This is a genomic window from Nocardia sp. NPDC057668 (assembly GCF_042799795.1).
Taxonomy (GTDB): domain Bacteria; phylum Actinomycetota; class Actinomycetes; order Mycobacteriales; family Mycobacteriaceae; genus Nocardia.
In genome coordinates this window covers 326,081-349,496 of record NZ_JBHVIC010000006.1, presented here as the reverse complement: position 1 = coordinate 349,496, position 23,416 = coordinate 326,081, and the positions used below count along the sequence as shown (strand labels likewise).

Annotated in this window: 20 protein-coding genes; 6 read left to right on the top strand and 14 right to left on the bottom strand. The window is 70.5% G+C overall.

Features of this window, described 5'->3' with window-relative positions; translation table 11 throughout:
- Positions 1 to 1,110, bottom strand: a complete 1,110-nt coding sequence (locus tag ACFVBH_RS32215; RefSeq protein ID WP_354984944.1) for a DUF475 domain-containing protein — start codon at positions 1,108 to 1,110, stop codon at positions 1 to 3.
- A gap of 137 nt (positions 1,111 to 1,247) precedes the next feature.
- Positions 1,248 to 1,823 carry a TerD family protein gene (locus ACFVBH_RS32210; protein ID WP_354984943.1) on the bottom strand — a complete coding sequence of 192 codons (576 nt, stop codon included), beginning with the start codon at positions 1,821 to 1,823 and terminating at the stop codon, positions 1,248 to 1,250.
- 213 nt (positions 1,824 to 2,036) lie between these two features.
- Here ACFVBH_RS32210 and ACFVBH_RS32205 point away from each other — a divergent pair, with 213 nt between their 5' ends.
- From ACFVBH_RS32205 to ACFVBH_RS32185, 5 genes are all read left to right on the top strand, one after another.
- The gene (locus ACFVBH_RS32205; RefSeq protein WP_379007469.1) at positions 2,037 to 3,245 is read left to right on the top strand and encodes a hypothetical protein; all 1,209 of its coding nucleotides are present in this window, start codon (positions 2,037 to 2,039) and stop codon (positions 3,243 to 3,245) included.
- 94 nt (positions 3,246 to 3,339) lie between these two features.
- Positions 3,340 to 4,497, top strand: coding sequence for an HpcH/HpaI aldolase/citrate lyase family protein (locus ACFVBH_RS32200; RefSeq protein WP_379007840.1), 1,158 nt, complete (start codon positions 3,340 to 3,342; stop codon positions 4,495 to 4,497).
- Entirely contained in the window at positions 4,494 to 6,017 is a 1,524-nt protein-coding gene (locus tag ACFVBH_RS32195; RefSeq protein ID WP_379007466.1) for a phosphoribosyltransferase family protein, read from the top strand. Before ACFVBH_RS32200 ends, ACFVBH_RS32195 begins: the two co-directional genes overlap by 4 nt.
- Before the next feature lie 55 nt (positions 6,018 to 6,072).
- Positions 6,073 to 7,188: a cysteine protease StiP family protein gene (locus tag ACFVBH_RS32190; RefSeq protein ID WP_379007838.1), complete on the top strand. Its 1,116-nt coding sequence runs from the start codon at positions 6,073 to 6,075 to the stop codon at positions 7,186 to 7,188.
- Positions 7,189 to 8,037: an HAD family hydrolase gene (locus ACFVBH_RS32185; protein WP_354984940.1), complete on the top strand. Its 849-nt coding sequence runs from the start codon at positions 7,189 to 7,191 to the stop codon at positions 8,035 to 8,037. It abuts the gene before it with no gap.
- A 312-nt stretch (positions 8,038 to 8,349) separates the two neighbouring features.
- Here the strand turns inward: ACFVBH_RS32185 and ACFVBH_RS32180 are convergent, their stop codons facing one another.
- From ACFVBH_RS32180 to ACFVBH_RS32135, 10 genes are all read right to left on the bottom strand, one after another.
- The gene (locus ACFVBH_RS32180) at positions 8,350 to 9,564 is read right to left on the bottom strand and encodes an NAD(P)/FAD-dependent oxidoreductase (protein WP_379007462.1); all 1,215 of its coding nucleotides are present in this window, start codon (positions 9,562 to 9,564) and stop codon (positions 8,350 to 8,352) included.
- 53 nt (positions 9,565 to 9,617) lie between these two features.
- Complete coding sequence (sigJ, locus tag ACFVBH_RS32175) at positions 9,618 to 10,562, bottom strand: RNA polymerase sigma factor SigJ (RefSeq protein ID WP_379007459.1); 945 nt, start codon at positions 10,560 to 10,562, stop codon at positions 9,618 to 9,620.
- Between the two features lie 61 nt (positions 10,563 to 10,623).
- Entirely contained in the window at positions 10,624 to 11,376 is a 753-nt protein-coding gene (locus tag ACFVBH_RS32170) for an isocitrate lyase/phosphoenolpyruvate mutase family protein (protein ID WP_354984937.1), read from the bottom strand.
- Positions 11,377 to 11,467: 91 nt separating this feature from the next.
- Complete coding sequence (gene dhaM, locus ACFVBH_RS32165) at positions 11,468 to 12,274, bottom strand: dihydroxyacetone kinase phosphoryl donor subunit DhaM (protein WP_379007455.1); 807 nt, start codon at positions 12,272 to 12,274, stop codon at positions 11,468 to 11,470.
- Between the two features lie 79 nt (positions 12,275 to 12,353).
- The gene (locus tag ACFVBH_RS32160; RefSeq protein ID WP_379007451.1) at positions 12,354 to 13,031 is read right to left on the bottom strand and encodes a DAK2 domain-containing protein; all 678 of its coding nucleotides are present in this window, start codon (positions 13,029 to 13,031) and stop codon (positions 12,354 to 12,356) included.
- Complete coding sequence (dhaK, locus tag ACFVBH_RS32155; protein ID WP_379007449.1) at positions 13,031 to 14,032, bottom strand: dihydroxyacetone kinase subunit DhaK; 1,002 nt, start codon at positions 14,030 to 14,032, stop codon at positions 13,031 to 13,033. The genes ACFVBH_RS32160 and dhaK overlap by 1 nt, the downstream gene beginning before the upstream one ends.
- 136 nt (positions 14,033 to 14,168) lie before the next feature.
- On the bottom strand, positions 14,169 to 14,915 hold the full coding sequence (locus ACFVBH_RS32150) for a hypothetical protein (protein ID WP_354984933.1): 747 nt from the start codon (positions 14,913 to 14,915) through the stop codon (positions 14,169 to 14,171).
- 80 nt (positions 14,916 to 14,995) lie between these two features.
- Complete coding sequence (locus tag ACFVBH_RS32145; protein ID WP_354984932.1) at positions 14,996 to 15,757, bottom strand: AIM24 family protein; 762 nt, start codon at positions 15,755 to 15,757, stop codon at positions 14,996 to 14,998.
- A 13-nt stretch (positions 15,758 to 15,770) separates the two neighbouring features.
- On the bottom strand, positions 15,771 to 16,481 hold the full coding sequence (locus ACFVBH_RS32140; protein ID WP_354984931.1) for an AIM24 family protein: 711 nt from the start codon (positions 16,479 to 16,481) through the stop codon (positions 15,771 to 15,773).
- 10 nt (positions 16,482 to 16,491) lie between these two features.
- Entirely contained in the window at positions 16,492 to 17,115 is a 624-nt protein-coding gene (locus ACFVBH_RS32135) for an AIM24 family protein (RefSeq protein WP_354984930.1), read from the bottom strand.
- 111 nt (positions 17,116 to 17,226) lie between these two features.
- Between ACFVBH_RS32135 and ACFVBH_RS32130 the strand changes: the two genes are divergently transcribed.
- Positions 17,227 to 18,633, top strand: coding sequence for a TerD family protein (locus ACFVBH_RS32130; RefSeq protein ID WP_379007445.1), 1,407 nt, complete (start codon positions 17,227 to 17,229; stop codon positions 18,631 to 18,633).
- A 125-nt stretch (positions 18,634 to 18,758) separates the two neighbouring features.
- Here the strand turns inward: ACFVBH_RS32130 and ACFVBH_RS32125 are convergent, their stop codons facing one another.
- Together ACFVBH_RS32125 and ACFVBH_RS32120 are read right to left on the bottom strand one after the other, a co-directional pair.
- The gene (locus ACFVBH_RS32125; protein ID WP_379007835.1) at positions 18,759 to 20,339 is read right to left on the bottom strand and encodes a glycosyltransferase family 87 protein; all 1,581 of its coding nucleotides are present in this window, start codon (positions 20,337 to 20,339) and stop codon (positions 18,759 to 18,761) included.
- A 171-nt stretch (positions 20,340 to 20,510) separates the two neighbouring features.
- On the bottom strand, positions 20,511 to 23,165 hold the full coding sequence (locus tag ACFVBH_RS32120; protein ID WP_379007442.1) for a transglycosylase domain-containing protein: 2,655 nt from the start codon (positions 23,163 to 23,165) through the stop codon (positions 20,511 to 20,513).
- Between the last annotated feature and the right edge of the window lie 251 nt (positions 23,166 to 23,416).

The window sequence follows — 23,416 nt, the reverse complement described above, 5'->3', positions numbered from 1 at the left end:
TCAGCCGACCGGGGTGACTTCCTTGTCGTTCACCGCATCCACCTCGTCGCCGTCCTCGCGGCGATTGCGCATGATGCTGGTGATGAAGGCCGCGCCGATGAAGGCGATGCCGATCAGGCCGGTGATCAGCTCGTTGACGTGCACGCCGATCGAGATGAACAGGATGGCGGCCAGGGCGCCGATGGCCCAGTGCGCGCCGTGCTCGAGGTACACGTACTCCGCGAGGGTGCCCTTGCGGACCAGGTACACGGTGATGGAACGCACGAACATGGCGCCGATCAGGCCCAGGCCCAGGGCGATGATGATCGGGTCCGAGGTGATGGCGAACGCGCCGATGACACCGTCGAAGGAGAAGGACGCGTCCAGGACCTCGAGGTAGAGGAACAGGAAGAAGCCCGCCTTGCCGGTGGCCTTCGCCAATTCCGAAGGCCCGCCGGACTTCGCGGCCGCTTCTTCGGCTTCCTCGGCCAGCTCCTCGGTGTGGAACATCGAGCCGAGGCCGTCGACGACGACGTAGACGACCAGGCCGAGCACGCCGGCGAACAGCACGGTGGAGCGGTGGTCGTCGTCGGCGATGTATTCGGCGGTGAGCAGGATCGTGACCAGGGTCAGCACGACGGCGAGCATGTCCAGCTTGCCGAGCTTGGCCAGCGGGCGCTCGAGCCAGCCGAGCCAGGTGATCTCGCGCTCTTCGAGGATGAAGTTCAGGAACAGCATCAGCAGGAACGCGCCGCCGAAGGAGGCGATCTGCGGATGCGCCGCGGTGAGCAGGGATTCGTAGGTGGGGCTGCCGTCGGTGGGCACGTTGAGTGCCAGGTCGAGGGCTTCCTTGGGGTTCAGGCCGGCGGTGATCCACACGATGGCGAGCGGGAAGACCAGGCGCATACCGAAGACGGCGATCAGGACGCCGATGGTAAGGAAGATCTTCTGCCAGAACTCGCTCATCCGTTGCAGGACGGTGGCATTGATGACCGCGTTATCGAACGACAGCGACACCTCGAGGATGCCCAGGATGGCGCACAGTGCCAGTGCTGTCGGTCCGCCATACACGAATGCCACCACAAGGGAGACCACCGTGATGACGAGGGAGAGGCCGAAAATACGCAACACTGGAGTGGGCCTTTCGTGAGCCGGATGCGTTCGGGTGGAGCTGTTTTACTGAGCGGGCGCTTGGCCGCACACCGCTGAATGCTCGCACGCGGGAGGCTCATGCGCCCGAGCCCCCCTGGCGCGACGGATTATTCGCCTCAGACCGTGACGCCGTAGTCGCGGGCGATGCCGGCCAGGCCGGAGGCGTAGCCCTGGCCGATGGCGCGGAACTTCCACTCGGCGCCGTTGCGGTAGAGCTCGCCGAAGACCATGGCGGTTTCGGTGGAGGCGTCCTCGCTCAGGTCGTAGCGGGCGAGTTCGGTGCCGTTGGCGCGGTCCACGACGCGGATGTACGCGTTGCGCACCTGGCCGAAGCTCTGGCTGCGCTGGTCCGCCTCGTAGATGGAGACGGGGAAGAAGATCGACTCGATGGTCGGGGGCGTGGCGGCGAGGTCGATGTTGATGACCTCGTCGTCGCCTTCGCCCTCGCCGGTGCGGTTGTCGCCGGCGTGCACGATGGCGCCCTCGGGCGAGGAGAGGTTGTTGAAGAAGACGAAGTGCTTGTCGGACACGACCTTCTTGTCGGCGCCGGTCGCGATGGCGCTCGCATCCAGGTCGAAGTCGGTCCCGGTGGTGGTCCGCAGATCCCAGCCCAGGCCGACCGACACGGCGGTCAGGTTCGGCGCCTGCTTGGTCAGCGAGACATTTCCGCCCTTGGACAAACTGACACCCATGCGGGGAATCCCTTCCGTTGGAAAGCGTTTTAGCGTTGTCGTATCGCGGCATGTCCGAATTGCCGGGTCCGCTAGCTAGACCCTAGTGGTTTCCCGTGGTGTTGTGCAGGAACAAGACGAGGACATCCCCCGGCACAACCCTGTCTCGCGACATGTCACCTGCGTTGATCGTCATAGTCGCCGCCGATGTGAACAGTTGCCTACCATCGGGGCGTGGCAGGCCGTAGGCGGGGATGGTTCGGCGGGCAGAGATCAGCCCGCAACGACGAATGGGTGCAGCAGGCCAGGCAGACGCTCACGGCGGCCTTCCTGGACATGGACCGCAGGCAGAGCATCGCCGAGGCGGCCGTGGCGGCGTCGGCGCAGGTCTTCCCCGAACGCGGGATGAGTGCGCGCTGGGAGCCGATCCGGGCGCGCTGCTATGACGCCGCGGGGGTCTATCTGGCCCTGACCGAGCGGCTGGACCAGGCCGAACGCACCGGCGGCACGGTGCCGCAGCAGGAGATCGACGCGTCCATCCGGCGGCTGGGCGACGCCGCGCGCGGGGTGGACGATTTCTATCGCGGTGAGCAGGCCCATCTCGAGCACGCCGTGGCGGTGTACGGGACGGTTCCGCAATTGGTTGCCCAGGTGCGTGCTGCGGCGGTGAGCGCGCGGCAGGCGGCCGACGCGTCCGCGTACGCGGGATACCCTTCCGTGCGCCAGTGCGCGCGGGCTGTGGATGAGGGTCTCGTCACACTCGAGGCGGCGGTGGCGAGGGCCGGGGCGGGGGTGGTGCGCGAGGCCGCGAGCAACCTCGAGGGGCGGACCCGGGGGCTGTCAAGGGCACTGGAAGACGCACCGGGCAAACAGCATTCGGCGACCACCGCGCTCGCCTCGGCGGGCACCCGATTGTCGGCCGCGCGGCACCGGGTCGAACGGGTGCCGCCGGCCCTGTCCGCCCTGCTCCGGGAGTTCAACGCTGCGAGTTCGGCGGATTTGGCCAACAATGAACGGGAAGCCCACCGAGAGATCGAAGCCGCAGCCGCGGAACTGACCCGGGCACGGGCCACGCTGCAGCAGGACGACCCGGAGCAAACACTTGATCTGACCACTTCAGCCCGCGGACATCTGGCCTCGGCAGAGGAACAGGCCGACGCCGTCACCGACCGGCTCGCCCTGCTGCGAGAGGTCCGTGCGAACCCGCAGGACCAAGCCAAAGCCGTACGGTTCAAGCTGCGCGACGCGCAGATGCTGGCGGTGAACCAGGGTCTGGTCGCCGAGTGGGGGTCGGTGCTGGATGCCCAGTCCGACCGGTTGGAACGAGTTTCCTCCGGTTTGGTGGGTCGGCATCCCGATTACTGGGCATACGTAACCGAGCTGGAAGCCATTACCGCGTTCATCGCCGGGGTGGTGGATCGAATGAGAAACACCGAGAAATAGACCGACCGACCAGAAGGAGGAACGGGGCACGATGACCGCGACCATCACCACCTATCCGGAAGTCGCCCCCGTCTCACTGCACAAGCGGCAGCCGATGCGGCACTTCCGCCAGGTTCCCGGACCCGAGCTTCGCCTGCTGTTCCACCGCCTGCCCGAGCCCTTCGGCGACTGCGCCGACCGCGACACCCTGGCCATGGCGCTGGGCGCGACCCTGTACGTCCCCGCCACCCGTGCCGATCTGACCGCCACCATCGTGCGGCGCGCCCAGGGCGGGGTCTGCTCGATGGTCATCGACCTCGAGGACGCGGTCGCCGATCACGAGCTCGAGTTCGCCAAGGGCCAGGCCGCGGCCACGCTCAACGAGCTCGGCGCGGGCACCGACATGTACCCGCTGCTGTTCGTGCGCGTCCGCGACGCGGCCTCGATCGGTGAGATCGTGGACCGGCTCGGCACGGGCGCGCGGGTGCTCACCGGCTTCGTCTTCCCCAAGTTCGACAGCGGCAGCGGCGGTGAATACCTCGACGCGCTGGCCGCGGCCTCGCAGCGCCTGGGCCGCACCCTGTTCGGCATGCCGGTGCTCGAGTCCCCGGCGCTGGTACATCGCCAGACCCGCGACAGCGAACTGCACCGCATCCGGGACCTGCTCACCGAGCACCGCGATCAGGTGCTCGCGGTGCGCATCGGGGCCACCGACATGTGCTCCACCTTCGGCATCCGGCGCGACCGCGACCTGACCATCTACGACGTGCGCGTGGTCGCCGACGTCATCGCCGACATCGTGAACTACCTGGGCCGCACCGACGGCACCGGCTTCATCATCACCGGGCCGGTGTGGGAGTACTTCGCCGACCACGAGCGCATGTTCCGGCCGCAGCTGCGCACCTCGCCGTTCCTCGAGCACGACGCGGTGCCGTTCCGGCAGTACCTGGTCAGCCGGGACCTGGACGGCCTGCTGCGCGAGATCGCGCTCGACCGCGCCAACGGCATCCAGGGCAAGACCGTCATCCATCCCTCGCACGTGGCCGTGGTGCACGCGCTGTCGGTGGTGACGCACGAGGAGTACTCCGACGCCCTGGACATCCTGCGCGAGGACGGGGGCGGCGTGGCCGCCTCGGAGTACCGCAACAAGATGAACGAGATGCGCCCGCACCGCAGCTGGGCGCACCAAACCCTGCTGCGCGCACGGGTATTCGGCGTCACCAACAAGGGAGTGTCCTTCGTGGATCTGCTCAAGGCGCTGGTCGCCTCGTGACCGGCGCGAGCGAGACGATCGGCGAACTGCCCTGGGCCACCCGCGAACTCGGCCTCGGCGTGCGGCACGGCGAGAGCGCCACGCCCGCGGACCCCGCGCACGAGGGGGTCGACTGGTTGGTCCCGGACCTCATCGAACCCGGTCTCAGACACAACAATCCGCGTCGCGCGCACCTGCTGATCTCGACCGTGCTCGGCAAACACCTGCCCACCGACCCGCACCGGGTGATCGCCGCCGCGAACAGCCTGGGCGATCTGGTGCTCGAGGTGCTCGCCCCGACCGCCGCCGCCCCCGGCCCGGCCGTCGGGACCGACACCGGCCCGGCCCCCGATGCCGCGGTCGCCGCTGCGGCCCGCTCCGCGAGAACCGGGGCGGCCGCCGAACCGGCTGCCGCACAGCTCGATTCGACCCCGACCGCGGCCGTGGTGCTGGGCTTCGCCGAGACCGCGACCGGCCTCGGGCACGGCGTCGCCGCCCGCATCGGCGCGGCCTGCTACCTGCACTCCACCCGCCGCGACGTCCCCACCGCGCAGACCCTCACCGGATTCGAGGAGGGGCACTCGCACGCCACCTCGCACCTGCTGCAGCCCGCGCCCGCCGAGATCTTCCTGAACAGCCTGCCCATGGTGCTGGTCGACGACGAGATCTCCACCGGCGCGACCGCGCTGGACGCGATCCGCTCGCTGCACGAGTTCACCCCGCGCACGCACTACGTGCTGGCCTCGCTGGTGGACATGCGCACCGAGGACGACAGGGCCGCCTTCGAGAAGGCCGCCGCCGAGCTCGGCGCGCGGATCGACACCGTCTGCCTCGCGTCGGGGGAGACCCTGCTGCCCGACCGTCTGGTGGAGTCGGTGGCCGCGCTGCCCGCGCCGGAACTGAATCCGGTCGCCGAGGTCCCCGGCCACGTCGCCCGCATCGAACTGCCCTGGCCCGCCGACGTTCCCGAAGGCGGACGGCACGGCATCCTGGACTCGGACACGCCCGCGTTCGACGCCGCGCTGGCCGCGACCGCCGCCACCCTCTGGCGCGAACTGGACGCCCTCGCGTGGGCGAGCGTGGACCCCGGGCGGGGCGGCAGCCCGCGCCCGGTCATCGTGCTCGGGCACGAGGAGTTCATGTATCTGCCGCTGCGCCTGGCGGCCGCGCTCGCCGACAGCGGCGTGCCCACCCGCTACCAGACCACCACCCGCTCACCGGCCTACGTGCTGGACGAGCCGGGTTACCCGCTGCGCCGCGGGTTCCGCTTCACCGCACCCGAACCCGACGACGTGCCGCGCTTCGTCTACAACGCGCGGTGGCCCGAACCGGCCGCGGCCGACCCGATCCTGCTGGTCGTGGTCGACGAACCGGGCGACACCGACCGCCTGTACTCCGGCGGCGGACTCATCGACGTGCTGACCGCCTCGGGCGCCGATGTCGTGGTGGCGGTGCTGCCCGCCGCCGATCCCCGCGCCCTCGCCGCCGCCCGCACCACGTCCCCCGCCGCACCCGAATTCGATTCGCCGACCGGAGAATAGACAGAACCTGATGACCGCACCGGACTCCGATTCCACCCCGACATCCGCCCGCGCCCTGCCCGAACCGCTGCGCGGACCCGAGTTCGGGTCCTACGCGCCGGACGAGGTCGTCTGGCTGCTCAAGGATCTGTCCGCGGTGGACCTGGAAGCCGATGTGGCCGAACGGGAGAGCCGGATCCAGGCGGGTGAGGCGCACTACGCCGAATCGCTGCCCGTGGAGTACCAGCCCGACGCGGCCTATCGCGAACTGTTCGACAAGGTGCTCGCCGAGAGCGCCGAGCGGCTGGCCCTCGCGGTGGCGACCGTCGCCGAACTGGTGGTCGCCGAGCGCGGTGACAACGTGGTGCTGGTGTCGCTGGCGCGCGCGGGCACCCCGATCGGCGTGCTCATGCGGCGCTGGCTGGCCCGGCGGACGCCGAGCCTGGACGTGCCGCACTACGCGGTCTCCATCGTGCGCGACCGCGGCATCGACGCGGTGGCACTGGATTACCTTGCCGCGCATCACGATCCCGCCGACATCGTCTTCGTGGACGGCTGGACCGGCAAGGGCGCGATCACCCACGAGCTCGCCGACGCCCTGGACGCCTACGCCGCCGCCGGTGGCGCGCGCTTCGACCCGGACCTGGCCGTGCTCGCCGATCCCGGCGCGTGCGTGCGCACCTACGGCACCCGCGACGACTTCCTGATCGCCTCGGCCTGCCTCAATTCCACGGTCTCGGGCCTGGTGTCGCGCACCGTGCTCAACGACACCCTGATCGGGCCGGGCGATTTCCACGGCGCGAAGTTCTACGCCGAACTCGCCGCCGACGATGTCTCGGGCAAGCTGCTGGAGGCGGTCACCGCCGCCTTCGACACGATCCATCCCCGGGTCGCCGCGCAGGTCGCCGAGCTGCGCGCGGCCGACCGCAGCCCGACCTGGGCCGGGTGGGCCTCGGTGGAGCAGGTGCGCGCGGCGTACGGCATCTCCAGCGTCAATTTCGTGAAGCCCGGTGTGGGCGAGACGACCCGGGTGCTGCTGCGCCGGGTACCGTGGCGGGTGCTGGTCCGCGAGGCCGACGCTCCCGAGCACGCCCATATCCGCATGCTCGCCACCGCTCGCGATGTTCCCGTCGAGGTGGTTCCGGACCTGGCCTATGCGTGCATGGGTTTGATCAAGGATGTGAAGAAGTAAATGGTGGACCGAAGACGACTATCGCGTCGAACCACGCTCATCGCGACCGACCTCGATCGCACCATGATCTACTCCCGCAACGCCTTCGGCGCGGACCCCGGGCTGACCACGGTGTGCGTGGAACACCTCGAGGGCGCGCCGCTGTCCTACATGACCACCGACGCCGCCGACCGCATGCGCATGCTGACCGCGCCGGCGGCGGTCATCCCCACCACCACCCGGACCATCAAGCAGTTCAACCGGATTCGACTACCCGGCGCCCCCTGGCGCTACGCCATCACCACCAACGGGGGCAACATCCTGCACAACGGCATCCCCGACATGCGCTGGCGGATAGACATCGACGCCGAGGTGCGCGCCACCAGCGCCACCCTCTCGCAGGTCAATGCCGAACTGCGGTCCCGCATTTCCGATTCCTTCGTCAAGAAGTTCCGCGTCGCGGACCACCTGTTCAACTACCTGGTGGTGGACGTGGCCACCCTGCCCGCGGACTTCCTGGCCGAATGGGACGCCTGGTGCCGCCCGCGCGGCTGGTCCGCCTCCCAGCAGGGCCGCAAGATCTATACGATGCCGATCGCGGTCTGCAAGAGCCGCGCGGTCGCCGAGGTGCGCCGCCGCCTGATCGATTCGGGCGAACTGGATCCGGGCGCGCTGACCCTGGCCGCCGGTGACGGCGCACTGGACGCGGAAATGCTGCGATCGGCCGACTCGGCCATCCGCCCCCGCCACGGCGAACTGGAACTGCTGGAGTTCACCCACCCGAACCTGACCGTCACCCACGCCGCCGGCATCCGCGCGGGCGAGGAGATCCTGGACTGGTTCCTGGCGGCCGCGCCCGAGGCCGCCTGAGCGACAGGCGAACTCGGCGTCCGGCGCGGCCGGGCGTGGAACGCCGGGTATCGATCGGCCCTCTCCGAGCGCCTGATCGACATCGCGCCCGTGTTGGACCGGTCATGCGCGGGCCTGCGAGGAGTACCGGCCCGGACTCGATCCGCCGACGCACTCACTCCGCGTCGCGCGTGCGCGCGAACGAGGGAGCACTGCGAGCCGGTCGCCCGGGATCCCGGGCGACCGGGCCGAGTTCGACGGTCGGTCGACGAGTGCGAAGGCGGCGACCGGCGGAAAGTCGCCGCCGCACGTCGAGATTCGACTGTGCCCGCATCACCCGGCGGCCGGTGCGGGTGCCGCGGCGGTGACCACGATCCGCCGGCGGCGGCTCGGCGCCATCAGCGTGGGATGCCGCACGCTCCACGCCGCGCCCGTGCAGATCAGCTCCTTGATCCGCGCGCCCATACGGCCCGTGACCACCTTGGTCTTCGGCTCGTCCTCCGGCGTCACCTCCTGCACGACGGCATCGCGGCGGCCCAGGCTGATGCACTGGCTGCGGTAGCCGATCGGCGCCTCGGGCACCGGGCGCCCGGTCAGTCGCGCGGCGAGCGCGTCCGCGCCCTGCCAGGCCATGGGTGAGGCCGTGGCGCAACCCATCCGGAGCGCCTTGCCGCCGATCGCGATGGCGCGCGCGGCATCCCCGACCGCGTACACGTCCGGGTGCGACACCGAGCGCATGGTGCCGTCGACGACGATCTGCCCGCTCTCGGACACCTCGAGGGTGGTGGCGGCCGCAATGGGGTGTACGGCGAAACCCGCTGTCCAGATGGTCATCTCGGCGGGGAGGTGGCCGCCGGCGCCGGTGGTGACCCCGTCCGCCTGGACCGCGGTGACGGCGACGCCCTCGTGCAGGGTGATGCCGAACCGGTCGAACGCGGTGCGCAGATGCCGCTGGGCCTTCTCGTCCAGCCAGTCGCCGACGCCGCCGCGCGCGACCATGGCGACCGTGAGATCCGGCCGGGCCTCGGCGATTTCGGTGGCGGCCTCGATGGCGGTCAGGCCGCCGCCGACGACCAGCACCCGCGCGCCCGTGCCCAGCTCGGCCAGGCGGTCCCGAACCCGCAGCGCCGCGTGCTTTCCGGCCACGTTGTGGGCGTATTCGGCCACGCCGGGGACGCCGAAGTCGGCGACGGCGCTGCCGAGGGCGTAGACCAGGGTGTCGTAGTCCAGGGTTGCCCCGCCCCGCTCATCGGTGACGGCGACGGTCTTGCGCTCGGCGTCGACCGCGGTGACCCGGGCCCGGCGCACGTGCACGCCGGTGCCCTCGAAGATCGTACGCAGCGGGCGGTTTCGCAGTTCCTGACCGGTGGCGAGCTGGTGCATCCGCACCCGCTCCACGAAGTCGGCGTCGGCGTTGACCAGGGTGATCTCGACGTCGTCGCGATGCAGGCGCTTGGCCAGGCGGCCGGCGGTGATGGCTCCGGCGTATCCGGCGCCCAGGACGACGATGCGGTGCTTCATGGTGAGCTCCTTCGCTGTTGTGCTCACCTCCTGAACCGGACAGCCCCGGGATCCCTGACAAGAATCCGATGTGATCCGGGTCACCAGTTCCCGATGGCGGCCGGGCGGGCCTGCGCGGCCGCCCACCGCCGCGCCACGCGGCCGAGTTTGTCCGGGTTGACCTGGATCTGAATGCCGGTCACCTCGGCCCCGTTCGTTTCCAGGGTGATCAGCCCGTACACCCTGCCGCCCGCCTCGACCAGCAGCGCCGGAGCGCCGTTGACCACCACGGCGTAGAAGTACGGGGTGGCCCCGGCGTAGGCGCGTTTGGCGGTCGTGGGCCGGAACAGGTGGCTGATGTAGCGCGCGATGGCGTCCGCCCCGAGCACCGGGGTCCGGCGCGCGGCGACCGCGCTGCCACCGTCCGCGACACTGATCGCGTCCGCGGCGAGCAGCCGCACCAGCGGTTCGGTGTTCCCGCTCAGGGCCGCGGCCAGGAATTCCTCGATGACCCGGCGGGCCGCCGCGGCGTCGACCTCGGTGCGGGCGCGATCGGAGGCCGCGTGCTGTTTGGCGCGGCGATAGAGCTGCTGGCAATGGGATTCGGTCAGGTCGAGCAACTCGGCGATCTCGCGATGCGAATATCCGAACGCCTCGCGCAGCACGTACACCACGCGCTCGTTGGGGGAGAGCCGTTCCATGACCGCGAGCATCGCCAGCGACACCGACTCCCGCTGTTCGGCGGTGTCGGCGGGACCGAGCATGCGGTCCCCGGCCAGCACCGGCTCGGGCAGCCACTGCCCGACATAGGTCTCGCGCCGGGCCCGCGCCGAGGTGAGCTGATTGAGGCAGATGTTCGTGAGCACCTTGGTCAGCCACGCCTCGGGCGTCTCGATCCAGCTCCGATCGGCCGCGTGCCAGCGCAGATAGGTGTCCTGCACCGCGTCCTCGGCATCACCCGCCGAGCCGAGCAGCCGGTAGGCGATCGCCTCGAGGCGGCCCCGGCTGCTCTCGAACAGATCGGCTTCGGCGGTGCTCAACGACATGACCCCATCGTCGGTCATGTGCCCGGTGCACGGCCACCCACCCCGGCGCGCGCCGGGTCGCTCAGCCCCAGCGCCCGAGCAGGCTCGTGGCCGCGGCGGTCAGCGACCGCTGCAGGAACGGCCCGAAACTGACCCGGGCCACACCCAATTCGGCGAAGTGCGCGCGATCGCCCTTGTCCGGCATGCCGATGGCGTTGACCGGCAGCGGCAGCTCCTCGCACAGCCGGCGCTGCACGTCGGGCTCGTGGAAGCCGACCGGGTACAGCACATCGGCCCCCGCGGCGGCGGCGAGCGTCATCCGCTCGATCGCGGCCGCGAACCGCTCCTCCGGGGTGCCGGTGTCGGGTCGCATGAACACGTCGGTGCGGGCGTTGATGACCAGGTGCACCCCGGCGGATTCGGCGGCCCGGCGCAGTTCGCCCACCAGGTCGGCGTGCTCCTGGGGCGTGCGCAGCCGCCCGCCTTCGCCGTGCACGGTGTCCTCGATGTTGAGCCCGATCGCGCCCGCCTCCAGCAGCCCGTTCACCAGCTCGTCCGCTTTCAGTCCGTACCCGGACTCGATGTCCACCGACACCGGCAGTTCGACCGCGGCGGTGATCTCCCGGATCCGCCCGGTCACGTCGCTGAACGCCATCCCCTCCTGATCCTGCTTGCCCAGCGAATCCGCCAGCGGATGACTGCCGACGGTCAGCCCGCCGAAACCGGCCTCCTGCACCAGCTTCGCCGACCAGGCGTCCCACACCGTCGGCAGAATCGCCGGATCCCCCGGCTTGTGAAGTTCGAGAAACGTCGCGGCTTTCTGCTGCAAACTCATACCCCGATCCTGCCCCCGTTCGCCCGGATGCGAAAGGCGGCGCAGCGCAACGCCCGAAACGGGCCCGCGCGCGTGGGTGTGGGGCCGGGGGCTACGGGCGGGTGGCGATGGCGCGGACCCGGTCGACGGCGGTCATGGCGGCGGGGCCGGTCGCGGTCACCTCGAGGCGGTGGCCCGCGCGCACGTCGAGGGTCAACAGGGAGGTGAGGCTGGTGGCGGGGACCGGGCCCGCGCCGGTGGTGGCGTTGCTCAGGCGCACGACGGCGTCCAGGGTCCGCAGGGCGGCAACGAGTTCGGCGGCGGGGCGCGCGTGCAGGCCGTGTGTGCCGGTGACGTCGAAGACCGCGGCGGCCTGCGCCTGAACCGCTGTCCCGTCCATGTCGGTCGCCACGGTGCAGGCCGCGGTGGTGGCCGCTGAAACAGTTGCGGTGCTGAGTGTTTCGGTCGTGGCCGAGTGATCGCGCGACCCGGCGTCGCCCCGCCCGGCCGTGCCGCCGGTGTCCGTGAGCTGAATGCGCTTGGCGTCCAAGGCCTGATCGGCCGCCGCCGCGACTTCGTCCAGGGACGCACCGCCGCTCGCGGTGGCCAGTGCCGCGACCAGGCCCTCGACCAGCGGTGCGGCGGAGAGGCGCACGCTGATCGTGGGCTCGAGCAGTTCCAGGGCGGTGTCGGCGGACAGCACCGCGCTGCCCAGATCCATCAGCACCAGCACCCCGTCCCCGGAGTCCGCGGCGGCGATGGCCTGGGCGACCGACTCGGCGTCGGTACCCAGCTCGTTCCCGTACGACCCGGCCGCCATCTCGATCCGAATCGACTGCGCGGGCAGCAGTCCGACCGCCAGCTCCACCGCGGCCCGGGCCAGCGCCCGGCTGTGCGAGACCACCACCAGCCCGATCATCGCCCCGCCCCGCGCCGGGCCCACGCCGCCGTACCGATCGCGACGGCGTGCCGCGGCACGCCCGCCCCCGGCCCGCCGGTCATCGCACCGCCCCACGGGCCGCCCGCACCAACAGCACGGCGCTCGTCGCGCCCGGATCCTGGTGTCCCGCACTGCGTTCGCCCAGATAAGACGCCCGGCCTCTCCGCGCGACCATGGGAATGGTCGCCGCGCAGCCCGATTCGGCCGCTTCCGTCGCGGCGGCGAGAGCTTCGGCCTCGGTCGCGCCTGCCGCGGCCAGTTCGTCCAGCGCGGCGGCGGCGGGCAGCAGCGCGTCGAGCATGGTCTTGTCCCCGGCCGCGGCCTTCCCCCGAGCGATCACCCCCTCGACCCCGGCCCGGAACGCGCGCGCGAACCCGGCCGTGCCCCCGGACCCCGCGACACCGGATGTCACGCCCGCGGGTTCGAAACCCGTTGTACGGGACAAGGCGTCGTCGTCCGGAACCGCCGCACCGAGGCGCAGGAAGAAGGTGCCGTACAGCGGCCCGGCCGCTCCGCCCACCGCGCGGATCAGAGTCATGGCCGTGTGCCGATAGACCCCTGCGGCCGTGCCGGGGGTGGACTTGTCCAGTTCGGCCACCGCGGCCGCCAATCCGCGCCGCAGATTCGTTCCGTGGTCGGCGTCCCCGATCGCGGCGTCGAGGTCGGTCAGTTCCGCCTCGTGCGCCAGCACCAGGCGGGCGAACTCGTGCACCCAGACCGTCGCGTCGACCGCCATCACATGCCCCAGCGCAGCGCGGGAGTGCGTACGGGATAGTCCCACAGCGCCGTCAGCTCGTCGTCGAGCCTGGTCAGGGTGACCGAGCAGCCCGCCATGTCCAGGGAGGTGATGTACGAACCCACCAGCGAGCGCGCGATCTCGATCCCGTGCCCGCGCAGGATGCGGGACACCTCGTCGAACATCAGATACAGCTCCAGCAGCGGCGTCCCGCCCATCCCGTTGAGCAGGCACAGCACGCGATCACCGCGCCGGAACGGCAGATCCGCCAGCAGCGGTTCCACCAGCAGCCCCGCCACCTCGTGCGCGGGAGCCAGGGGCAGCCGCTGCCGCCCCGGCTCGCCGTGTATCCCGATGCCCAATTCCATGTCGTCCGGGCCCAATTCGAAGGTGGGCCTGCCGACCGCGGGCACCGTGCACGAGGTCAGGGCCACGCCCATGCTGCGTGAATCCGCGCTGACCCGGGTCGCGATCCCGGCCACCTCGGCCAGGGTGCGGCGCTGTTCGGCGGCCGCCCCGGCGATCTTCTCCAGCACCACCGTGGCCCCCACCCCGCGCCGCCCGGCGGTGTAGAGGCTGTCCTGCACCGCCACATCGTCGTTCACCACCACCGCCAGCACCTCGATGCCGGTCTCGGCGGCCGCGAGTTCGGCGGCCATCTCGAAGTTCATGACGTCGCCGGTGTAGTTCTTGACGATGTGCAGCACCCCCGCGCCCCCGTCCGCGGCGGCGGTGGCGGCCAGGATCTGATCGGGCACCGGCGAGGTGAAGATCTCCCCGGCGCAGGCGGCGTCGAGCATGCCCGGCCCGACGAAGCCCGCGTGCAGCGGTTCGTGCCCCGACCCGCCGCCGGACACCAGCCCGACCTTGCCCGGCACCGGCGCGTCGGCGCGCGCCACCACCCGCTGCTTCGCGTCGACCCGCAGGTCGGGATGGGCCGCGGCCATGCCGGCGAGCGCCGCGTCGACCACCTCGGCCGGATCGTTGATGAGCTTCTTCACCGACTACTCCCTCCGCGGGGACGGTTCGAATCCACTGCAGCCAGACTCGCACCCGGCCTCGTCCGGGATGGGCGTTTCGGGCTATATCCGGCCGGCGGGCGCGGCGGTCCGCAGTCGGCCCGGGAGCCGCCGGACGCTAGTCCGCCCGCTCGGGCGCCAGATCCTCTTCCAGCGACCGAGCCAGTTCGATATCGGTCACCAGCTGCACCATCAGATCCCGCAGCTCGCAGTCGGGCAGGTGATGCGCGGCGAATTCGAAGGGTTCGGACACGTCCAGCCCCCCGCGCGTGGCCTCCAGGATCACCCACGGAATGCCCACGTCGGCCACCCCCAGCCGATCGCGGACCAGATCGGCCGTGTCGTCGATGAGCCCGGTGCGCCGCGCCACCGCCGCGGTCATCTGATCGTCGAGTTCGGCGCGCCGGCGTTCCAGCGCCCCCAGGTCCGCGTCGAACTCCTGCGTCACCGTGGTGCGCACGCTGCCGTCGTCGAACACCTGGAAGCCCTCGTTGACAGCCGTTGTGCCGAGCGCGATCTCGGATTCGGCCAGGGTGGGCAGGGTGCGGAGGCAGTCGAGCACCGCGTCCAGGGCCACCACCAGCCGATCGCGAATGTCGCGGCGGTGCACCAGCTCTCTCTCGGCCTCCGCGCGCTCGCCCAGCACCTGCTCCACGGCCCGGCCGATCTGGAAGGCCATGGCCGTGGACTCCGGCGCCCACCCGCCCTCGGGCACGTACTCGCCCTCGCCGGGGGTGATGGTGTCGAGGAAGGCGTTCACCGCGTCGAGCAGGTCCTCCAGCTGGGCGCGGGACACGGCGGAGTGCCGGAAGGCACGCAGATACTGTTCGTGCGCTTGTCCGGGATCGACCTCTCCGTCGCTCACGAAACCGATACTGCCATGCGCGAGTGACGGACCGGCGCAATGGCAGCAAACATCTGGCGTGCCCTGTCGAGTGTGGGTGCTCAGTACCCCTGCTGCTGTCCCAGCTGCGCCATGATCGTGCTCTGGATCTGCTGCAGCCCGCCGGGGGTGACCCCGCTCTGCAACTGGCCCTCGATCGAGCGCACCAGATGCGAGTCGTCCATGACCTTCTCGCTCGACTGGATCAGCACGGTGCCCGCGCCGGTGAAGTCGAACTGCCGCTCCTCGCCCGAATTCACGCCGAATCGCGCCGCACCGGCGGCCAGGAAACTCGACACCCAGCGCTGGTCGTAGTGATGACTCGGAGACGGGCAATCCGCCCAGCCGACCAGCGATTCCGGGTCCACCCGCAGGGGCGGCTCGGCGAACATGACCGGCCCGTTGGAAGAGGCGAGGAACTTGCCGGTGCCGATCAGCGTGAGGAAGCCCGGCACGATCGACTGGTTCAGCGACAGCTCCGGTTCGAACGCCAGCAAATTCGCGGCACGAACCGTGAGGTTGCCGTTGTCGAGGTCGTAGGAGTTGATGTCGTAGCCGCGGTCACCGATGATCAGCTTGCCGTGGCCCTCGGCCACCACGTAGTCACTGGTGAACAGCGGCGCCGAGAACTGCTGCGACACCATGTGCAGCAGCCCGCCCTGCAGACCGTGCGTGAGCGCCCGGAACTCCATCTGCCCGTAGTAGGCGATCATGGCGCCCCGGCGCATGAACCACGGCTTGCGCAGGTCGATGCAGTACGCGTAGCTGTTGTTCGGAATATTGTCGCTGTCACCGAGATTCGTCGGGTTCAGGATCTGGCTCATGGCTCTTCAGACCTCACAACTTCTGTTCGGACGCCTGCACGTACACCACGCCCTGACCGACGCAATGCAACTGCATGGCCTCGCCGGACCCCTTGCCGACCGCGTCGCGCCAGCTCAGCGCCGACTTCAACTCGGTCTGCACATTGCCGTAGGCCGCCACGAACGCCTGCGGATCGACCACCACCGGGTACTGCCCGCCCACGGGCAACTCGATGAAGCCGCCGTGGCCCAGCAGCACCGCGCTGCCCTGACCGGAGATCTGCGTGGTGAACATGCCCGCGCCGGTGAGCACACCGGCCGCCGCGCCGCGGATCGCGCCCATCAGGCCGCCGCCGCGCCCGCCGCCGCCGCCCCCGCCGCCGGAACTGGCGACCGACACGATCGAGGTCTGCAGCCCGGCCGAATTGGCCAGCAGCCGTGAGGCTTCCACCCGCAGCACCGCGCCCGGCTGCATGTGCACGACCTGGGTCTCGAGACCCGCGAAACCGTAGTGCACCTCGCCGTTGCCCTGGGCCAGCATGGTGCGCTCGTGCTCACCGGCCATCATGCGACCGGCCATGCCCGCGATTCCGCCCATCCCGCCCATGCCGCTCGCGCCGGGCACCTGGTGCGGGGAGAAGGACACATCACCGGTGTAGAAGAGCATCGACCCGGTGCGTGCGACCACGCCCCCGGCCTGGCCCACGTGGACCTTGACGACCTTCGCGTTCACCTGTTCGAACATCGCGCGCCCCTCACCGCTCGGCAGGCTGGATCAACACCAGGCCCTGCCCGTCCCAGCGCAGCGAGAACGCCTCGCCGCTGCCCTGTCCCATGACGCCGCGCCACGAAACATCGGTCACGAACGACTGATTCAGGTTGCCGCGCGCCGCCACGAACGCATCCGGATCCACCACCAGCGGGTACTGCGGCGACACCTCCAGATGGATGAGCGGACCGCCCGCCGACAGCAGCGCCACCTGCCCGACCCCGCTCACCTTGGTGGTGAACAGGCCCGCGCCGGTCGACGCGCCGCGCAGTCCCGCGAACGACACGTCGGTGCGCAGGTTCCCGGCGAATGCCAGCAACTGCTGCGACTCCACCTGCAGGGTCTCGTTGTTGAGATCCACCACGGTGACGTGCTGACCGTTGACCGCGAAGAAGACCCGGCCGTTGCCGGTGCATTCCATGAGCGAGAGTTGCTCGCCGGTCGCGCGGCGCTTCATGCCGGCCAGAATGCCGTCGCCGCCGCCGAACCCGGCGCTCTTGAACTGGACGTTGCCTTCATAGGCGACCATGGACCCCGAAATCGCCCGGATGCTCGTCCCGGCGAGATGGGCCTCGATCACCTTTTTTGACTTCTCGAAAAGCTGTGCCATCCATGCCCCGTACTCGAACTGTGCGGTAACCCTAACCGATCATGTCGGCGGCTGGGGTGCCCGATTTCTCGTAGAGTGGCAGCGACAGCACCGGCAAGCGAAGGGTCGATCTTGTCTGCAGCTTTGGTGAAGGGCCAGAACGGCCCTTTGAATACGAACGACGTGGTGATCAGCGTACAGATCGCCGCACCCGCGGACCTATCCGCACTGCTGGTCACCGAAAGCGGAAAGGTCCGCACGGACGCCGATTTCGTCTTCTTCAATCAGCCCAGCGGCCCCGGGGTGAACCTGCAGCCCGGCCCCGGCGGGCAGCCCGCCGCCCTGATGATCTCCCTGGCCGCGGTGCCCGCGGACATCGCCCAGATCCGCGCGGTCATCACCCTGGACGATCCGGGCAACAACTTCGGCCGCATCACCGCCCCGGTCGCCGTGGTCTCGGACAGCGCGGGCAACACCCTGTTCGAGTACCGGGTCGAGGGCCTGAACACCGAATCCATCGTCATCGCGCTCGAGGTGTACCGCCGCCAGGGCGCGTGGAAGGTGCGCGCGGTCGGACAGGGCTACGCCGGCGGATTCGCCGCGCTGGTCACCGATCACGGCGTCCAGGTGAACGCGCCGCAGCAGCCCGCGGCCCCGGCGCAACCCGAGCAGTACGCCCCGTCCGGTGGATATCCGCCGCCGGCCGACCAGTACGGGCAGTCCGGCGGGTACCCGCCGCCCGCGGATCAGTACGGGCAGTCCGGTGGATATCCGCCGCCCGCGGATCAGCACGGGCAGTCCGGTGGATATCCGCCGCCCGCAGACCAATTCGCGCCGACCGGCGGCTACCCGCCCCCGGGCGGCGGCGCGCCCGGCTACCCGCCGCCGGGCGGGGGCTACGCTCCGCCGCCGGCTCCGGCGCAGGCGCCCTCGATGTCCAAGGACCTGCCGCGCGATCACGCGGTCAGCCTGGTCAAGGGCCAGAGCGTCAATCTCCGCAAGGAGGGCGGCGCGGCGCTGACCTACGTGAAGATGGGCCTGGGCTGGGATCCGGTCAAGCGCGGCGGCATCTTCGGAAACCGGGCCGTGGACATCGATCTGGACGCGTCGGTGGTGATGTTCGCCGACACCGCGCCGGTCGATGTCGTCTACTACGGCAGCCTCGCCTCCAAGGACGGCTCGATCCGCCACCAGGGCGACAACCTCACCGGCGAGGGCGCCGGCGACGACGAGGTCATCCTGGTCGATCTCACCCGCATCCCCACCCACGTCACCTCGCTGCTGTTCGTGGTCACCTCCTACAAGGGCCACACCTTCGAACAGGTGGCGAACGCGTTCTGCCGCTTGATCGACGGCGGCAACAACGCCGAACTGGCGCGCTACACCCTGGCCGGCGGCATGCCGTTCACCGCCATGGTCATGGCCAAGGTGTACCGCAACGGCAACGGCGCGGACTGGAAGATGGAAGCCCTCGGCGAGGGCTTCCAAGCCAAGCATCCGGGCGAAGCGGTGCCGCAGCTGGCGCGTTTCCTGGGCTGAGCTCTCCTCGGCCCGCCGAACACCGAAAGACCCCGTGCCTCGAAAGAAGCACGGGGTCTTTGCTTTTCACGACTCGGCGGGCCACAACGGCGGGTATCGGTACCCGGGTTCCGCGCTACCGGGCGCTAGGTGGCCGGCGCGGCGGCCCGCGGCCGCAGCAGCGCGGGCAGCGGGGAGTGGACGGGATCGGGTACGTGGTTCAGCACCCCGCCGATCGGATCGTCCATCCCGTCCCGGCGCACCGGATCCTCCTCGGGGTGATAGATCTGGCGAATCACCAGGGCGCACAGGATGACCACGGCGATGTCGCGGATCGCGACCGTGCCGGTGAACCACTGCTCGGGCAGCCCCTTCTTGTCGGTGCCCAGGTAGTAGTACATGCGCGGCGCCCAGACCAGGGCGTCGATCGTCATCCAGGCCAGCAGCACCCGGCGCTGCGGCAGCGCCAGCACGGCGAGCGGGATCAGCCACAGCGAATACTGCGGGCTCCACACCTTGTTGGTGAGCAGGAATGCCGCCACCACCAGAAAGGCCAACTGCGCCAGGCGCGGTCGCCGCGCGGCGGTCAGGCCGATCCAGCCGATGCCCGCGCAGACCGCCAGGAACAGCAGCAGCGACACCGCGTTCAGCACCGACGGCGTCTCGCGCGCACCGAGCACGCCGTCGAAACCCGTCCAGCCGGTGAAGGAGCTGATCACGTTGTAGATCGAATCCGGATCCGCGTGCCGTTCGGTGTTGAGCCGGAAGAACTCCCACCAACCTCGGGGATACAGCACGGCGATGGGCGCGTTCACGGTCAGCCAGGTGATCGCGGCGGCCGCGATCGCGGCACCGGCCGCGCGCAGCGATCGCAGCCCGCCCCACAGCGGATCGTCGTCGTCGCCGAAGCGCGCGGTGCGCAGGCACAGCACCAGGATCGGGCCGAGCAGCAGCAGCGGATACAGCTTGGCGGCGCCGCCCAGCCCCAGCAGCACGCCCGCCAGCACCGGCCGCCGCCGCGACCAGGCCAGCAGCCCGCCCGCCGCGAAAGCCGTTGCCAGGGTGTCGAAATTGGTGAACGCGTGCACCAGCACCAGCGGGGAGAGCGCCATCAGCGCCACATCCCAGATCCGCCGGCCCGCCAGCAGCGCCGAGGCCCAGATGGTCACCAGCCACGCGATGGCCAGGCCGAAAGCGACCACGTTGAAGTAGATGACCACCTCGAGCGCACCCGGCAGTGCGGACTGCTTCCACGCCTTCGCGATGCCCATGGCGGTGTACTGGTACAGGCCCGACACCACCGGGTACTCCATGTACCGGGCCTGCGGCATACCGTCGCCGCCGAAGTCCATCCACTGCTTCTTGTACGGGAACGCGCCCTGATCCAGGCGTTCGGCGCCGTACAGCGGCACCGTGTCCGAGTAGCACATGGCCACGTACTGGCGGCCGTCGTTCCAGTCCAGCCCCAGCACGCCGTTCTCGTCGGGCGCCTGCTGAATACAGGCCGCCTTCCCGAACCAGCTCAGCGCCAGGAAGACCAGGGTGAACGCGAACAGCACCCGCATGGGCGTCCAGAACCGCACCCGCCCGATCACCGCGTGATCGCCGACCGGCCCGCCGATCAGATCGCACAGCTGCGCGGTGAGGGTGTCGGTGCGACTGGGCTTGTCGCGATCGTCCACCGAGCGCAGGTCCACCGCGAGCGGGGCGGGCGACTCGTAGAGCACCGCGCCCGGCTCGGCCGCCGCGCCGGGGTGCACGGCGCCCGCGGTGTCGTCGCCGTGCCCGCTCCCCGTCGCACCCGAATCGCCGTCCCGGTCGTATTCGGGTGCGCGACCGGCCGACTCGCTGTCCGCGTCCCGCCGGCGCCCCACTCCCTGCTCGATCACGACCCGAGGCTACCGACTCCTGGTCGGTGCGCCGCCGTTGCCGTTGCCGTTGCCGCCGTTCCCGTTTCCATTTCCGTTGCCGCCCGCGCCGGGCGTGGTGGTCAGCGGCGAACCGTCGGACGGCGCGACCGGCTGCCCGGGCAGCGGACCCTCACCGGAGTTCTCCGACGTGGTCGACGGCACCGCCCGCTGCTGGTTCTGCGGATTGGGCGCCAGACCCGGGACCGGAATGGTGATGCCCGGCAGGATCTCGACCTGGCTCTGGGTGATGACGGGCGGCAGGATCGGAGAATCCTCGGTCGAGGGCGCGGTGTACGGCGCGGACCAGGACGGCACGCCGGCCTGGCCGCCGATGGCCGCGGGCTTGGGGAACGACTCGTTCTGCGTGCCCTTGAGCGCGCCGTCCATCGTCTTCTTCCAGATGTCCGACGGCAGACCGGAACCGTAGACCGGGCCGCCGTTGGCGTTGACCAGCTTGTCGCCCTGTTCGGTACCCACCCATACCGCGGTGGCCAGCGACGGGGTGTAGCCGACCATCCAGGCGTCCCGGTTCGCGCCGGTGTCGCCGAGCTGGTGGGTGCCGGTCTTGGCCGCGGAGTCCCGGTTGCCCGAGAGGTTGTGGTTGCGCGACCAGGCCGCGATGGGCTTCATGGCGGCGGTGACGTTGTCCGCGACCGCGGCCGAGACCCGCTGCTCGCCCGCGGTTTCGCCGCGATCGAGCAGGACGGTGCCGTCCGAGGTGGTGACCTTCTGCACGAAATGCGGTGCGCGGTAGACGCCCGAGGCCGCCAGGGTGGCGTACGCGGAGGCCATGTCCAGCGGCCGCACCTGGTACTGGCCGAGCACGACGCCGTTGTTGGGGCCGTTGCCGTCCGGTTCGGTCAGCGTCTTGCCAACGCCCGGAATCGATTCCGGAATGCCGAGCTTGTGCGCCATGTCGGCGATCTTCTGCGGGCCGTCGCCGGGCATGTCCAGCATCATGCGGTAGAAGCTGGTGTTCAGCGAGCGCTTGAGGGCCTCGGCGATGGTGCACATGCCGCACTGCTCGCCCTCGACGTTCGTGATCTTGATGCCGTTGACGGTGACCGCCGAGGAGTCGTACAGCGTGGACAGCGGCTTGCCCATCTCCAGGTTCTCGGCCAAGCCGAACACCTTGAAGGACGAACCCGCGGGCAGCCCGGCGTTGGCGAAGTCGAAGCCCTGACCGTCGGTGCCGCCGTAGTAGGCCGCCACCGCGCCGGTCTTGGGATCGACCGAGACCACCGCGGTGCGCAGGTTCTCGGGCTCACCGTCCATCACGTTGGTGACCGCGTCGATCGCGGCCTGCTGCGCCTGCGGATTCAGCGTGGTGGTGATCGAGAGGCCCTCGGTGTTCAGCTCGCGCTGGGTGATGCCCGCGGCCTCGAGCTCGGTGAGCACCTGGGTCTTGATCAGGCCCTCCGGACCCGAATCCAGATCCTCGTTCTGCGCGGACTGGGCGGCCGGAACCACATCCGGGAACACCATTCCCGCACGTTCGGCGGCCGCGAGGTTGCCACCGCTCACCATGCCGTCCAGGACGTAGTTCCAGCGCTGTTCGGCGCCCTTGCGGTTCTTCTCCGGGTCCAGGTTCGACGGCTGCTGGATGACCGCCGCCAGCACCGCGCCCTCGGACACGGTCAGTTCGGTGACCGGCTTGCCGTAGTACGCCTTGGCCGCGGCGTCGATGCCGTACGCGCCGCGACCGAAGTAGATGGTGTTCAGGTACGCGGTGAGGATGTCGTCCTTGGACCACTGCCGCGCCATCTTGGCCGAGATCACCAGCTCGCGCAGCTTACGGGTCAGCGAGCGCTCGTTGCCGACCATCGCGTTCTTCACGTACTGCTGGGTGATGGTGGAACCACCACCGGCGCTTTCCTTACCGGTCAGGTTGTCCCAGAACGCGCGGCCGAAGCCCTTCATCGAGAAGCCGGGGTTGGTGTAGAAGTCCCGGTCCTCGGCCGCGATCACCGAGTTGCGCACGTGCGGCGGGATCTGGTCGATGCTCACGTCGGTGCGGTTGCCCTCGGGGGGAACCACTTTCGACAGCACCGAGGTGCCGTCGGACATGTAGATGGTGGCCACCTGGTTGGTCTTGAGGTCGCCCGGGCGCGGCACGTTCACCCCGGAGTACGCCACCAGGAAGGCGGTGCTGGGCACCAGGATGGCAACGGCCATCAGGATGTAGCAGACGCGGCGAACCGTGCGCCACGTCGACTTCTGCTTGGGGCGGCGGCCTTTTCCGCCCGCACCGCCCGAACCCTCGCCACCGGGACGCCGCGGCGGTGGTCCGCCCGGGGTGTCACCGGCCGGTCGGCGGCTCGCCGGAATCGCGCCGGACGGCGGCCGGGTGCGGTCGTCGGCCGGGCGCGGGCGGGTGGCGGTGCCGCCACCGGCCGCACCGGCTCCCACGCCGGCGCCGGCGCGCGGGGCGCGGTCCCCGGCCCGGGGGTTGCGGTCGGCGGCCCGCTCGGCGCGATCGGACTGCGCGGCGCGCTGCAGATGCGGCGGGACCGCTTGGCGCTGACCGGTATTGACCCGCTGCGTGGCATCGGGTGCGGGAAGTTTGCGCGTGGCATCGGGATTCGCGGGCCGCTGCGGCTGATTCGGTGCGGGCCGGCGCGGCTGCCCGCCCGGCGGGGGCATCGGCGCGCCGCGTTGCGGCTGTCCGTTCGGACCGCGCGGCGGCATGCCGCCCGGCGCGGGGCGGCCCTGTCCGCCCGGACCCCCCGGCCCGGGGCGGCCGGCGCCGGGCTGCTGTCGTGGCGCCCCTGGCGGGGGACCTGCCGGTCGCGGCGGCGGATACCCGCCGGGGCCCGGTTGCGAACCGCCACGCTGGGGGCGGCCGCCGTGCGGTCCGTCGTCATAGGGCGAATTCACAGCCTGGATCTCCAATA